General features: G+C 67.7%; 14 protein-coding genes. 5 read left to right on the plus strand and 9 right to left on the minus strand.

The window, feature by feature from the left end:
• Positions 1-9: 9 nt before the first annotated feature.
• From ACTXG9_RS06040 to ACTXG9_RS06055, 4 genes are all read right to left on the minus strand, one after another.
• On the minus strand, positions 10-1,221 hold the full coding sequence (locus ACTXG9_RS06040; RefSeq protein WP_049411264.1) for an OprO/OprP family phosphate-selective porin: 1,212 nt from the start codon (positions 1,219-1,221) through the stop codon (positions 10-12).
• A gap of 196 nt (positions 1,222-1,417) precedes the next feature.
• On the minus strand, positions 1,418-2,107 hold the full coding sequence (gene nth, locus ACTXG9_RS06045; RefSeq protein ID WP_021204114.1) for an endonuclease III: 690 nt from the start codon (positions 2,105-2,107) through the stop codon (positions 1,418-1,420).
• On the minus strand, positions 2,107-2,460 hold the full coding sequence (locus tag ACTXG9_RS06050; RefSeq protein WP_005408795.1) for a hypothetical protein: 354 nt from the start codon (positions 2,458-2,460) through the stop codon (positions 2,107-2,109). Before ACTXG9_RS06050 ends, nth begins: the two co-directional genes overlap by 1 nt.
• A 4-nt stretch (positions 2,461-2,464) precedes the next feature.
• Entirely contained in the window at positions 2,465-3,247 is a 783-nt protein-coding gene (locus tag ACTXG9_RS06055) for an enoyl-CoA hydratase/isomerase family protein (protein WP_021204113.1), read from the minus strand.
• 168 nt (positions 3,248-3,415) lie between these two features.
• Here ACTXG9_RS06055 and ACTXG9_RS06060 point away from each other — a divergent pair, with 168 nt between their 5' ends.
• The 3 genes from ACTXG9_RS06060 (at position 3,416) to ACTXG9_RS06070 (ending at position 6,036) form a co-directional block, all read left to right on the plus strand.
• Positions 3,416-4,117, plus strand: a complete 702-nt coding sequence (locus tag ACTXG9_RS06060) for an FKBP-type peptidyl-prolyl cis-trans isomerase N-terminal domain-containing protein (protein WP_005408797.1) — start codon at positions 3,416-3,418, stop codon at positions 4,115-4,117.
• 216 nt (positions 4,118-4,333) lie between these two features.
• Entirely contained in the window at positions 4,334-5,137 is an 804-nt protein-coding gene (locus ACTXG9_RS06065; protein ID WP_111097776.1) for a CoA pyrophosphatase, read from the plus strand.
• Positions 5,134-6,036, plus strand: coding sequence for a sulfurtransferase (locus ACTXG9_RS06070; protein ID WP_329847248.1), 903 nt, complete (start codon positions 5,134-5,136; stop codon positions 6,034-6,036). The genes ACTXG9_RS06065 and ACTXG9_RS06070 overlap by 4 nt, the downstream gene beginning before the upstream one ends.
• A gap of 445 nt (positions 6,037-6,481) precedes the next feature.
• Here the strand turns inward: ACTXG9_RS06070 and ACTXG9_RS06075 are convergent, their stop codons facing one another.
• Positions 6,482-7,048: an N-acetylmuramoyl-L-alanine amidase gene (locus tag ACTXG9_RS06075; protein ID WP_021203541.1), complete on the minus strand. Its 567-nt coding sequence runs from the start codon at positions 7,046-7,048 to the stop codon at positions 6,482-6,484.
• Positions 7,049-7,120: 72 nt separating this feature from the next.
• On the opposite strand from ACTXG9_RS06075, the gene ACTXG9_RS06080 reads away from it, so the two are divergent.
• Complete coding sequence (locus ACTXG9_RS06080) at positions 7,121-7,648, plus strand: alpha/beta hydrolase (RefSeq protein WP_019659068.1); 528 nt, start codon at positions 7,121-7,123, stop codon at positions 7,646-7,648.
• Between the two features lie 145 nt (positions 7,649-7,793).
• Complete coding sequence (gene rlmKL / locus ACTXG9_RS06085; protein ID WP_456115424.1) at positions 7,794-9,932, plus strand: bifunctional 23S rRNA (guanine(2069)-N(7))-methyltransferase RlmK/23S rRNA (guanine(2445)-N(2))-methyltransferase RlmL; 2,139 nt, start codon at positions 7,794-7,796, stop codon at positions 9,930-9,932.
• Positions 9,933-10,087: 155 nt separating this feature from the next.
• Here the strand turns inward: rlmKL and ACTXG9_RS06090 are convergent, their stop codons facing one another.
• The 4 genes from ACTXG9_RS06090 to ACTXG9_RS06105 form a co-directional block, all read right to left on the minus strand.
• A complete protein-coding gene (locus tag ACTXG9_RS06090) occupies positions 10,088-10,417 on the minus strand; it encodes a DUF3325 domain-containing protein (protein WP_019659066.1) in 330 nt (109 codons plus the stop codon).
• On the minus strand, positions 10,414-12,036 hold the full coding sequence (locus tag ACTXG9_RS06095) for a PepSY-associated TM helix domain-containing protein (RefSeq protein ID WP_111102046.1): 1,623 nt from the start codon (positions 12,034-12,036) through the stop codon (positions 10,414-10,416). The genes ACTXG9_RS06090 and ACTXG9_RS06095 overlap by 4 nt, the downstream gene beginning before the upstream one ends.
• On the minus strand, positions 12,033-12,347 hold the full coding sequence (locus ACTXG9_RS06100) for a DUF3649 domain-containing protein (RefSeq protein WP_021203544.1): 315 nt from the start codon (positions 12,345-12,347) through the stop codon (positions 12,033-12,035). Before ACTXG9_RS06100 ends, ACTXG9_RS06095 begins: the two co-directional genes overlap by 4 nt.
• A gap of 243 nt (positions 12,348-12,590) precedes the next feature.
• A complete protein-coding gene (locus tag ACTXG9_RS06105; protein ID WP_111097772.1) occupies positions 12,591-13,877 on the minus strand; it encodes a DUF445 domain-containing protein in 1,287 nt (428 codons plus the stop codon).
• Positions 13,878-13,971 lie beyond the last annotated feature (94 nt).

The following is a 13,971-nucleotide window of genomic DNA, read 5'->3' on the forward strand; positions in this document are numbered from 1 at the left end:
TGGCGGGACTTACCAGAAGAACTGCGCGCGGGCTTCCAGGATGTTGGGATCGTCGTTGACGAAACCGCGCGCCGTGGAGCTGTACTTCTTGCTGTCGACCATCACGTAGTTGAGCATCAGCTTGAAGTTGGAACGCAGGTACCAGTTCGCGCCCACGGTCCAGATGTCCATCTTGCCACCCAGCACGCCATCGACGATCGGCGGGCGACCGGCGACCGGGTTGGCGGCGAGGTTGCCGTCATTGAGGTCCATGTGGTCGTAGCGCACGCCCAGCTGCCACTGACCGCCGGCCGGGTTGTTCGGCAGGCCGGTGCCCGGGGTGCCGCCCTTGTAGCTCCAGGTCTCGCCGGTCACGTTCCACACGCCGCTGATGTAGTAGCCGTCGCTGGTGTAGTTGTCGTGGTCGTAGCGCTTGGCCTTGCTGGTGTAGTACTCGGCCTGGGCCTTGAAGGGACCCTGGAAGTACATCGCTTCGGCACCGATGGTGCTGACGCGGTCGGTGTCGGTCAGGTTGCCGCTGTCGACCAGGCGGGCAGTGGCGAGGTCGGCATTCGGACGCGCACGCACGCGCAGGGTGTCGGCGTCGGCGTCGTAGTTGACGTAGCTCAGGCCGAAGTGCAGGACCTGGCCCTTTTCATTGATCGGGGCCCAGGTGCCACGCGCGCCGTAGCCGCTGCCGTGGGCCAGATTGCGGGTCAGCTCGCGGCCGAAGGCGCTGGCGGTCACCGACCAGTTGTCCTGGCCGTAGCTGTACGCGCCGCCCAGGCGGCGAGCGATGGCATAGGTATTGGTGACCGCTGCCTTGGAAATGAAATCGTTGTTCTTGGTGCTGGACAGTTCTTCCAGGCTGTTGGGCTGCTTGAACTGGCCCAGCTGCAGGAAGTGGTTGGCGTTGCCCAGCAGCTTGTACTTCACGTTGGTGTCGAGGAACTTGTCGGCCTTGGCGTCATAGCCGACCACCCACTCCACGTTGCCCGGGCCCTTGCCCTTGAGCACCAGCTCGGCGCGACGAAGTTCGAATTCGCTGTTCTTGCCGTTGCCGGCGTCGCCACCGTTGAGGTCCACCACATCGTTGTGGAACCAGTTGCCGTCGGCCTGGACCAGGCCTTCGAAGGTGATTTCCGAACCGCCGATCACGTCGATGGCGACTTCGGCGTGTGCAGCCGGCACATACAGCGCAGCAGCCACGGCCACCGTCAGGAGTTGGTGATGCAGTTTCATGGAGAGGAGCCTTGCAGGCAGGTGGGAAGATGCGCGCAGGCTAGAAGGTAAAGATTGCGTAAATGTGACAGTTCACGCGCGGCAGACATCCACCGCAGGCCCCGTCACGGCAGGGCCTGCCATTGAAACCGCTTGCGTATGACGCCCGGATTGCGCCTTGGTTGCAGTCGATCCACGCCCTGCATGGATGTGGCCGTCACTCGGCCGCGGTCTTGTCCTTGAACCGGCACAGGTCGGCGATCACGCAGCCCGGGCAATCCGGCTTGCGCGCCTTGCACACGTAACGTCCGTGCAGGATCAGCCAGTGATGCGCGTCGAGCAGGAACTCGGCGGGGATCACCTTCACCAGCTTGTCTTCCACTTCGCGCACATTCTTTCCCGGGGCCAGGCCGGTACGGTTGGCGACGCGGAAGATGTGCGTGTCCACCGCCATTACCGGCTCGCCGAAGGCGGTGTTGAGCACCACGTTGGCGGTCTTGCGGCCCACGCCCGGCAGTGCTTCCAGCGCATCGCGATCGCGCGGCACTTCACCGCCATGCTTTTCCAGCAGGATCGCGCAGGTGGCAATCACGTTCTTCGCCTTGGCATTGAACAGCCCGATGGTGGAGATGTACTGCTTCAGCCCGTCCTCACCGAGCGCAAGGATCTTTGCCGGGGTGTTGGCGACCGGGAACAATCGGCGCGTGGCCTTGTTGACGCCGACGTCGGTGGCCTGCGCCGACAGCGCCACCGCCACCAGCAGCTCGAACGGCGAGCTGTACTCCAGTTCGGTCTTCGGGTGCGGGTTGAGTTCGCGCAGGCGGGTGAACATCTCCACCACGTCGGCGCGCGGCATCGTGCCGCCACGCCGCGCCGGGGCGCGTGCGGTTTTCTTCGTGGTCGCCATTACTGCTCCTTGCCGCTGGCGCGGGCCTTGGCCCGGGCGAGGATGGCGGCTGCCGCGGCGGGCAGGGCGGGCTTCACGTCCGGCGCCGGGGCGGGCGTGCGCCGCGCGTCGCGTTCGGCTTCGCGGCGGGCCAGTCGCACCGCACGGGCGCGGTAGCGTTCGCGTGCCGCCCAGGCGGCCTGAAGCTGCTGCTGGGCCTGCTGCAACCGCTGCGGGAGTTCCGGGTGGCCGGGCAGCAACTGCGCGTCGTCAGCGCGGGCGACATAGTCCATCAGCCCGGCTTGCAGGGCGCCATCAAGATCGTCTGCCTGGACCCGGGCGAACAACTGCGCGGGATTGGGTCGGGAAGCCATGGCGTCAGCGGTTCTGGAACGCCGGCGGGCGGCGCTGCAGGAAGGCGCTGGTGCCTTCGCGCATGTCCTCGGTGGCGAACAGCAGGCCGAACTGCGCGCTTTCGTACTCCAGCCCGGCGTCCAGGCTGCATTCGCCGCCCACGTGCACCGCATCGAGCAGGCCACGCAGGGCCAGCGGGGCCGAGCGTGCCAGCTGGCGGGCAATGTCCTGCACGCGATTGTCCAGCGCGTCGGCGGGCACCACTTCGTTGACGATGCCCAGTTCCAGCGCACGCGCGGCGGTGATCGGCGCCCCCAGCAGGCACAGCTCCAGGGTGGTGGCGCGGCCGCACAGGCGCAGCAGGCGCTGGCTGCCGCCGAAGCCGGGGATCAGGCCGAGGTTGATTTCCGGTTGGCCGACCTTGGCGGTATCTGCGGCGATGCGCAGATGGCAGGCCATCGCCAGTTCCAGCCCACCGCCCAGTGCGAAACCATTCACGCGTGCGATGACCGGCTTCGGCATCCGTTCAATCTGGCGCATCAGGGCCTGGCCCAACAGTGAGAAATCACGTCCCTGAACCGCGCTGAGTGTGTTCATCTCGGCGATGTCGGCGCCAGCCACGAAGGCCTTCGGACCGGCCCCGGTCAGTACCACGACGCGCACCTCCGGATCGGCGGCGGCGTCGCTGAAAGCGCCGGCAAGGGCCTGCAGGGTCGCGGCGTTGAGGGCGTTGAGCTTGTCCGGGCGCTGGACGGTCACGGTGCGGATGGCGCCGTCGTCGGAGACAGCGATCAGAGCATCGGCCACGGGGAAAACTCCTGAAACGTTAAAAAAAAGTGATATTGAACTCTGCAAACGCAGGCGGGTCATAGCCTGCATCGTGAGTAGCGGTTACACGTTACGCCCGTTATCCTAACCCGTCGCCTCAGGGCGGCGCAGAACGTCCCTGAGTTACCACCCCTGGAGAACTGTTTGATGAAGTTGCGTTCTATCGCGGTCGCCGTCGCGGCCCTGGCCCTGACGGGCAATGCCTTCGCCCAGGACGTCTCGTCCGAAAAGGGCAAGCTGAGCTACTACTTCGGTTACGACTACGGCAACAACCTGGCGGAGCTGACCGGTCGTGGTGAGCAGCTGGACATCAACTCGGTGGTGAAGGGCCTGCAGGATGCCTACGCCAAGAAGCAGCCGGCGATCACCGCCGAGCAGCTGAAGCCGGCCGTTGAAGCGTTCCAGAAGCGCGAGCAGGGCCGTGCCCAGGCTGCCAAGGCCGAGTACGAGAAGGCTGCTGCCGAAAACAAGACCAAGAGCGATCAGTTCATCGCGGCGAACAAGGCCAAGGCCGGCGTGCAGTCGCTGCCGAGCGGCGTCCAGTACCGCGTGATCGAAGCCGGCAAGGGTGCCAAGCCGACCCAGGCCAGCACCGTGCAGCTGGAAGTGGCCGGTCCGTTCCCGTACGGCCAGCGCCCGACCGAAGCCCGCCCGGCCCAGCAGATCCCGTCGATCAAGGTCAGCGAAGTCGAAATGAAGGCCATGCGCGAGACCCTGTTGCAGATGCCGGCAGGCTCGAAGTGGGAAGTCACCCTGCCGCCGGACCAGGCCTACGGTGCCGATCCGCGCACCCCGTTCCCGCCGAACGTGGCTGTGCAGTTCGAGATCAAGCTGGTCAGCGTCAAGTAAATCGAAGCAGTAAACCAAACGCGCCGGTGACCCCACCGGCGCGTTCTTGTTTGCGCAGTGCCGACGGTAGAGACGACTGTCAGTCGACCGCTCTTGGGTCACATCGGGGAAACGCCCGCGCTGCGCGCGCGAGTCGACTCACAGTCGACTCTACCGTCCGGCCGGGCCACCCGCGCAAATTCAGCCCGATCGCGCTACTGTTGGCGGGTGCAAACAATGGAAGAAACGGCGCGTGTTGTCGCAAGTCCCTGCATCGGAGTGTGCACGCTGGATCCGGACCGGCAATGCACCGGCTGCGGGCGGCATCTCGAAGAAATCGCGCGGTGGTCGTCAATGAACAACGAGGAACGCAGCCGCATCCTGCACCGCGTGCAACCGTTGCGTGCACAATTGCAGCAATCGCTACGCGGATCGCTGGCCGACCACGAGCGCTTGGTGCGCGCGTTGCATCCTTTGGCCGAACCGCCGGCCGGCGACGGCTGGAACCGCAGCGAGCTGATCGACCTGCTGCCACCGGGGCCGCCTGTGGAGGCGGCGGTGCTTGCCGGCATCGTGCCGCGCGCCAATGGCGCACAGGTGATCCTCACCCGTCGCACCGAAACACTGCGCACCCATGGTGGCCAGGTCGGATTCCCCGGTGGTCGCACCGAACCCGATGACCGCGACGCGCTGGCGGCCGCGCTGCGCGAGAGCCAAGAAGAAATCGCATTGGCGCCCGGCCAGGTGCAGGCGCTGGGGTATCTCGATCCCTTCGTCACCATCACCGGCTACCGGGTCACGCCGGTGGTGGCGGTGGTCGATCCGGAGTTCGTGCCGGTGCCGCAGCCCAGCGAAGTGGCCGAAGTGTTCGAGGTGCCGCTGGACTACCTGATGGCCCCTGACAGCCTGCGCCAGGTCGAAATCAACCATCGCGGCCGCATCCGCCACGTTCTTGAGTATGGCTGGCCCGGTCAGCGCATCTGGGGGGCGACCGCGGCCATCCTCTACAACCTGCGTCGCCGCCTGGAGCAAGTGCAATGAACCCGATCAAGCAGCCGTGGACCACCCTGGTCGATGTCGACACCCTGGCCGCTGCACTGGGCGAAGGCGTACGCGTGGTCGACGCGCGTGCCACCGCCAGTACCGCCGTGCGCGTGGTCGATGCGCGTGCTTCGCTGGCCGACCCGCAGGCTGCGGGCGGCCAGTACCTGGCAGGACACATACCGACTGCGGTGCATGCCGATCTCAACCGTGATCTGTCCGATCTCAGCCGCGTCGGCCATGGTCGCCATCCATTGCCCGACAGCGATGCTTTTGCCGCGAAACTGGGGCAGTGGGGCATCGGCCTCGACACCCAGGTGGTGGTCTACGATGGCAGCGACGGCAGCATGGCCGCCTCGCGCCTGTGGTGGCTGCTGCGCCTGATCGGGCACACCAAGGTGGCTGTGCTCGACGGCGGCATCGCCGCGTGGCAGGCCGCAGGGCATCCTTTGGCGACGGGGCAGGGTGAAGTGACAGCGCTGCCTGCCTACCCGGGCCGCTTCGACACCACCCAGGTCGCCAGCGCCGATGAAATCACCGCGCGCCTGAAACATGCACCGGGCTGGTTGGTCGACGCACGCGCAGGTGAACGCTTCCGAGGCGAAGTGGAGCCGCTGGACCCGGTCGCTGGCCACGTACCCGGCGCGGTCAACCGCCCGTTTGCGTTGAACGTCGCCGACGGCCGCCTGCGCGATGCACAGGAACTGCGCGCCGAATTGCAGGGCGTGATCGGCAACCGCGATCCGCAGCAGGTGGTGCTGATGTGCGGCTCCGGCGTGACCGCCTGCCACCTGCTGCTGGCGATGGAAAGCGCAGGACTGAGCGGCGCGCGCATCTATGCCGACTCCTGGAGCGGCTGGGTGAGCGACAGCAGCCGCCCGGTGGCGACCGGCGCCTGAGCGATCCGAGCAGAAAGCAGTCGAGCGCGGAGCCTCTCCAGAGCCGAGCGGCCGGCTCCACGCGCATGGCGATGCGTTCAAATCATCGGCGCCCGCAGGTCATGGAGCGCGGCTCGACTCTACAAGGGCACCCTCCGATCGATCCGACTCCGTGCCGACCAACGGTCGGCACCCACCAACAGCGGCAGAAATCTGTCGAAGGCGGGGTGGGTCCGGTTGCGGGTGTCCGCGGCATGGATGCCGCGGCCAAGCCCCCAGGGGTGAGGGCGCTTTGCTTGCGAAGCACTGCTTCGCGAGCGCCCGAACGCACAGCCGCCAGCGGCTGGGCCGGCCTGGGGATTTACGGCGTCCCCCGCAACCGGGCCCACCCTGCCATCCCACGGATAGCCTGCTGTTGCCGGCCAGCGGCCCGCACTACCGCAGGTGCAGGGCGCAGCCCTGCCGCTTACCCAACCGGCTGCAGCGGCACCTTCGCCAGCACCCGCGCCCAAGGGAACAACGGGCCCGGGTCGCGTTTGCGTGCCACCCTCAGCGTCGGATCATCGCTGGCCGGCACCTGCTCCAGGTCCAGCTGGTCATGCCCGGCAATCCGCTGCAGCGACGGATAGCGCACCACCAGCGCCTGCAGCAGCCGCTCCAGCGCTTTCAGTTGCGCCTCGGTGTAGGCCTCGTCCATCGCCTGGTGACGGCTGTCGAACCAGTGCGGGTAGCGCCCGGTATTGACCAGCTCGATGCCCAGCGTATGCGCGTTCATGCCGCGCACGTGGTGGGCCACGCGTTCGGGCGCAACGTACTGCACCACGCTGCCATCGCGGTCGATGTAGAAGTGCCCGCTGTTGCCGGCACCGCTGTCATACAGCACGCGCTCGCCGTACTCGCGGGCCGTCGCCAGATCGGGCAGCTCGGTGCAGTGGATCACCACCATCTCCAGCGTGGCCGGATCGCGCAGCGGCAGTCGGTCGTGGTAGGGCAGGGGCTGCAGCTGCAGGCCGGGCAGGAGCGGGTTGGGCATCCGGCGATGCTAGCATTGCGGCATGAACCTGCCTTCTCTTTCCTGGTTGGCCCGCGCCCACGGAGCACGCGCATGAGTCGCGGCCACTGCATCCTCTCCCATGGCTTCGAAAGCGGCCCGGAGGCGACCAAGGTCACCGCGCTGGCCGAGGTGGCCCAACGCCTGGGCTGGACCCACGAGCGCCCCGACTACACCGATCTGGACGCGATGAGCGAGGTCAGCCGGGTGGGCGACGTGCCGACCCGCCTGCGCCGTCTGGTTGAACGCGCCGCCATCGCTGCCCGACAGGGGCCGGTGGTACTGGCCGGCTCCAGCCTGGGCGCCTACATTTCCGCCATCGCCTCGCTGCAGGTGCCGGTAGCCGGCCTGTTCCTGATGGTGCCGCCGACCACCATGGGCCCGATGCCGGCGCTGGACGCCGCTGTGGTGCCGACCACGGTGGTGCAGGCCTGGCATGACGACGTGGTACCGGCTGCCGGCGTGATTGCCTGGGCGCAGGCGCGTTCGGCGCAGTTGCTGCTGGTTGACGATGGCCACCGCCTGGAGCGCCACGTGGAGGCCTCTGCGCAGGCCTTCGAGCGCCTGCTGCGGCAACTGTGAAGCCGGGGCGCACGGCGCGCCCGCCCGCATTGACTACAATGGCAGCCCCGCCGCCCCCGGCGCGGGCCTGCCGGCCGTGCCTACGGCCCTCCTTTCCGACCGGCCCGGCCCCTGTGCCGCGCCCGACCACCTGCGAACCGACCCCGTGAAATTCTTCGTCTCCTGCGCCAAGGGCCTGGAATACCTGCTCGCCGATGAACTGTCGGCCCTGGGCCTTGCCAAGGCCACCGCCACCATTGCCGGCGTCAACGCCGAGGGCGAACTGGCGCAGGCGCTGCGGATCGTGATGTGGTCGCGCCTGGCCAGCCGCGTGCTGTGGCCGATCGACGAATTCGACTGCCCGGACGAGCAGGCCCTGTATGACGGCGTGCGTGCGCTGCCGTGGCACGAGCACATCACGCCGGAGATGACCCTGGCGGTGGACGCACACGTGTCCGGTGACAAGATCACCCATGCGCGCTTTGCCGCGCAGCGGATCAAGGACGCCATCGTCGACCGGATGCGTGATGAAGGCCTGGAGCGCCCCTCGGTCAACACCGACCTGCCCGATGTGCGCGTCAACCTGTCGCTGCGCAAGGGCCGTGCTTCGCTGTCGATCGACCTCGGCGGTGGCCCGCTGCATCGCCGTGGCTGGCGCGGTGCCGCCCACGAGGCGCCGCTGAAGGAAAACCTGGCCGCCGCGCTGCTGCTGCGCGCGCAGTGGCCGCGCCTGCACACCGCCGGAGGCGGTCTGCTGGACCCGATGTGTGGCAGCGGCACGCTGCTGATCGAAGGTGCACTGATGGCCGCCGACGTCGCCCCTGGCCTGATGCGGCATGGCAGCCTGCCGCCGAGCCGTTGGCTGGGCTTCGACAAGGCGGCCTGGAAGTCCATCCAGAGCGAAGCACGCGAGCGCGAAGCGGCCGGCCTGGCCGCGCTGAAGCCGGTCATCCATGGCAGCGATATCGACCCGGCCGCGATCCAGGCCGCCCGCGAGAATGCAGAGGTTGCCGGCGTCGCCCACGCGATCCGCTTCACCCGCGCCGATGTCGCCGACCTGGCCGCGCCCGAACAGGAGATCGGTGCGGTGGTCTGTAACCCGCCGTACGACGAACGCCTGGCTGCCGATCCGGCGTTGTACCGTGCACTGGGCAATGCCCTGCAGAAGGCCGTGCCGCAGTGGCGTGCCAGCCTGCTGTGCGGCAATGACGAGCTGGCCTTCGCCACTGGCCTGCGCGCCAGCAAGAAGTACCAGATGTTCAACGGTGCGCTGGAATGCGCGCTGATCGTCTGCGATCCGATTTCCGTGCCGGGTCGTGATCCGGCACAGCCGCGCGAGCTGAGCGAAGGCGCGCAGATGGTGGCCAACCGGCTGCGCAAGAACCTGAAGAAGTTCAAGAGCTGGCGTGCCCGCGAGGACATCACCTGCTTCCGCGCCTACGACGCCGACCTGCCGGAGTACGCGGCGGCCATTGATGTCTACGAGGAAGACGGGGGCAAGCGCCGCACCTTCCTGCATGTGCAGGAGTACGCGGCACCGGCGGCGATTCCCGAGAACGACGTGCGCCGCCGCCGCAACGAGCTGCTGGCCGCCGCGCGCGAAGTATTCGGCGTTCCGCCGGAGCAGGTGTCGATGAAGTCGCGCGAGCGCGGCAAGGGCGGCAGCAAGTACGGCCGCTTCGAGCAGCGTGACGAGTTCATCGTGGTGCGCGAGAACCATGCACTGCTGCAGGTGAACCTGTTCGACTACCTGGACACCGGCCTGTTCCTTGACCATCGCCCGCTGCGCCGGATGATGGCCGAGCAGGTGCGTGGCAAGCGTTTCCTGAACCTGTTCTGCTACACCGGCGTGGCCAGCGTGCAGGCCGCCGTGGCCGGTGCCGCCAGCACCACCAGCGTCGACCTGTCGGCCACCTACCTGCAGTGGTGCTACGACAACCTTGCGCTGAACGGGCAGGGGGGCAACCAGCACCTGCTGGTCCAGGCCGACGCGATGGCCTGGCTGGAAGGCGACCGCGGCCAGTACGACGTGATCTTCTGTGATCCACCGACTTTCTCCAACTCCGCCCGCGCCGATGATTTCGACGTGCAGCGCGAACAGGTGAAGCTGCTGCAGGCGGCGGTGGCCCGGCTGGCACCGGGTGGCGTGCTGTACTTCTCCAACAACTTCCGCCGCTTCAAGCTGGAAGAGAACGCCATCGCCGAATTCGCCCAGTGCCGCGAGATCACCGCACGCACCATCGGTCCGGATTTCGAGCGCAACGCGCGCATCCACCGCGCATGGGAACTGAAGCGGCTGGGGTAAGCCCGGTAGTGCCGGCCGCTGGTCGGCAACGGTGTCAGATCCGCAAAGGGTTCATGAGGTGCCGGCCAGCGGCCGGCACTACCCCTGTCTGGCCGGTGGATCCACGCCATGCCTGGATGGTTGTTCAGTAGATCCACGCCATGCGTGGATGGCGGTTACAGCAACGCCACCACCAGCCCCAGCGCCGGCAGCGTGATCGCCAGCGGTGCGATCCACTTCGGCCGGTACGGATACAGCCCGAACGACAGTGCCACGCCGCACATGGTCATTGCGCCCAGCCACAGCACCGGGCCCATCGCCCAGCCGTGATCGGCCACGCACAACGCGAACGCCACCGTCAGCAGGGCCCAGCCCAGCACCCGCCACTGCGTGCGCCGTGCCGGGCTGGCCGCAGCCTTGCCGTGCAGGTCGTACTGGTGTCTTTCCATCGCCAGCGACAGCGCGGTGAACGCGGAAAACGACAGGGTCAACGCCAGCAGCATCATGCACTGGCCTCCGCTTCGGCGGCTTCGACCACAGCCACTGGCGCCGCCGCCGCACGCTTCTTCTTCTCGGCCGCGCTCAGCGGTGGCGTCCAGCGCTGCATGCGCCAGCCGCACATCGCCAGCATTGCGCCGAAGACGATCATCGAAAGATCGACGCCGGCCAGTACCCAGTCGCCGTTGCGCAGGGTGTTGCCCAGGTGCGCATGCGTGGTCAACGCATTGACCACCGGCACCAGTGCGAACGCGGCCGCGCCCAGGTAGAGCTGCCACGCCCACATCATTCGCTTCGGCCAGATGAAGGCGGCCAGCAGCGCGCCGGCCCAAGCGTAGAAGAATACGTTGGCCTCCGCACTCGCGCGCTCGGCGATGTCCAGCGGCAGCAGGCGGTTGCCCCAGAAGTACGCCGCGAAGGCGATCGGCAGGCCAGCCACGGTGCCGATGTTGAGCGCATCGACCAGGCGAAGGCCGAAGCCGGTGCGTCCACTCTTGGCATGCTTCGGTCGTTCCTTCACCGCCCACAGCACCACGCCGCTGGCGACCATCAGGCAGCCCACCAGACCGGACAGGAAGAACAGTGCACGCAGGCCCCAGTCCGCAAAACGCGCCAGGTGCAGGCCGTACAGCACACCACGGGTGGCGGTGGCACCGCCCGATGGCGGCGTTTCCTCAAGCAGAGCACCGCTGACCATGTCGTAACGCACGGCCGGGGTGTCGATGGACAGGCGCTTGCCATCGCGCTGGCGGATGTCGATCACCGCATTGGCCGCCCCCGGATTGGACACGGTGAAACCGGCCACCTCCACGCCGTGCCAATGCGCGCGTGCGCTGTCCAGCAACTGTGCGATCGGCAGCGGCGTGGCGCGGCCCTCGGCGGGCGAGGTCACTTCCGGAAGGCCGCCGAAAGCCTCGCTGATGAACTTGTCCTCGTCCTGGGGGTAGGCGACCTTCACTCCCCACGGCAGGTACATGATCATCAGGGTGACGATGCCGGTGTAGGTGATCATCGCGTGGTACGGCAGCGCCATCACCGCGCTGACGTTGTGGAAGTCGAGCCAGGAGCGCAGGCCCTTGTCCTTGCGGAAGGTGAAGAAGTCCTTGAAGATCTTCTTGTGGGTGATCACGCCGGTGATGATCGCCACCAGCATGAACATCGCGCAGAACCCGACCAGATAGCGCGCCCAGTACACCGGGATGTAGTGCAGGTCGAAGTGCAGGCGGTAGAAGAAGTCGCCTCCACGGGTCTCGCGCGCCTTCAGTGCCTGGCCGCTGTTCGGGTCCAGCGTGGCGTCGCCGAAGCCACCGCGGCGGCCACGGCTGGGGTCGGCCAGTTCCGGTGGCAGCCGCCAGAACATCTGCATGGCCGGGTTGCGCGGCTGCGGCAGGGTGACGAACCAGTTCTCGGCGTGGCTCGCATTGGCCTGCAGGTAGGCCACCGCGCGCTGCGCGGCCACGTCGATGCTGACGTTGCTGGACGGCAGCTCCGGGCGCATCCAGCGGCTGATTTCCTCGCGGTAATAGCTGGCGGTGCCGGCCATGAAGATCAGCAGCAGCAACCAGCCGACCAGCAGGCCGGTCCAGGTGTGCAGCCAGGCCATCGACTGGCGGAATCCGTTCTTCATGCCCAGGCCCCCAGCATGCGCGCGATGGCAGCCATCAGCAGGGCGGGAGCGAGAATGCCGACCCACGCACGCAGCGCGCTGCGGGTGGCGAACGCCCACAACGCCGCGCAGGCGGCGACCAGGATCGCCAGCAGCATGCCGGTCAGCACGGTCTGGCCGCGCGCGCCGGGCAGCGCCACTGCGCAGAACACACTGGTCATCGAGGCCAGCGCGTAGCCACCGAAGATCGCAGCCAACGAGCGTGACAGCACGCCCCAGCGCGGGTTGGAGAACAAGGTGCGGGGGCTGGCGGTAACGGGCGAGCGGTCCAAGGAGGTCCTGCAGGTTGGAGGAGGGATGGAATGCGTCCGCGGCCCCTGCGCCCTGCGCATGTTGCCCAGCGTGTCCCATCGACACGAGGCACGTCCCGCGCGGGCGGTCAGCGCGGAAGGCGGGGATGTACACGGGCGATGGGCACGTTTCCGTGCCATCTGACTAAGCGCACAACCGATCAGTAAATGATAGGCATTCGCATTTCATGAATCAAGCATGACGATGCCGTGGAGCGCTGGCGGCTAGAACCTGAACACCACGGTTGCCGCGTGCAGCAGCAGGCCGATCAGCCCGCCGACCAGGGTGCCGTTGAAGCGGATGAACTGCAGGTCACGGCCCACGCTCAGTTCCAGCTGTTCGACCAGGTGCCGCTCGTCCCAGCCCTTCACGGTCTGCGCGATATGCGTGGTGACGCCCTCGCGCAGGCGCCCGGTCAGGCGCTGCGCACCTTCCATCAGATGCTGGTTCAGTGCCTCGCGCAGCGCCGGGTCGGCCTGCAGGCTGGCACCGAGCGAACCCAGGCTACGCTGCAGGTGGCCGACCAGCGCCGAATCCTCGCGCTGCAGGTCCGCCCGCAGGCTGGCGTGGATGCGCGCCCACAGCCCCTGCACGTACTCCTGCAGGGCCGGGTGGTCGATCATTTCCTGCTTGAGCTGCTCGATGCGCTCGGCCAGCGCCGGATCCTCGCGCAGGCGCTGCACGTAGTTCTGCAACCAGGTCTCGTAGTCCTGGCGCAGCGGATGCTGCGGCTCGGCCAGCACCTGCTGCAGCTCTTCCAGCACCGCGCGGGCCAGGCGTTCGGCCAGGCTGTCGCCGATCTCGTCGATCGGCTTGACCCAGTTCACCGTGCTCGACAGCGTCGGCCATTCGCGCTGGATGTGGCGCACAATCAGCTGCGAGGCGCGTTCCTTCACCTCCGGCTGTTCCAGCCAGCGGCCCAGGCGCTGCAGGCCCTCGTCCAGCACGCGTTGATGGCGGCCTTCGGCGGTCAGCAGGGCCAGCAGTTCACCGGCAGTGGCAGCGGCATTCCACTGCCGCAACTGCTGCACCACGAAGCCGTGCAGCTGCCGGCGCACGGCGGTTTCGTCGAAGAAATCCAGCGCCTGCAGCGCCCAGCCGCGGGCCATGTCGGCCAGCATGCGCGAGCGTGCCGGGTCGGCCAGCCAGCTGCCGAGGCGGCTGGCCGGATCGAACACCTGCAGCTTGGCCAGCAGCACCCCCGGCTCCAGGAACTGGTCGCGCACGAACAGCGCCAGGCTGTCGCCGATGCGCTCCTTGCTGCGCGGGATGATCGCGGTGTGCGGAATCGGCAGGCCCATCGGCCGCCGGAACAGCGCGACCACGGCGAACCAGTCGGCCAGCGCGCCCACGGCTGCGGCTTCGCAGAAGGCCGAAACCCAGGCCCAGATGCCGCGTTCGCCCTGCCAGTGGCTGACCGCGAAACCGACCAGCATCAGCAGCAGCAGGCCCAGTGCGAGGGCTTTCAGGCGCCGCAGCTGGGCGCGGCGCGGATCGTGGGCAGGCGTCATTGCACGAGTCTAACCGCAGCCCGGTGATGCCTGCCTGTAGAGCCGAGCCCATGCTCGGCTGCCTTGCGCGCGGCAAACCGCAGCAGAGCATGGG

Source organism: Stenotrophomonas maltophilia group sp. LNF247, from assembly GCF_054083135.1.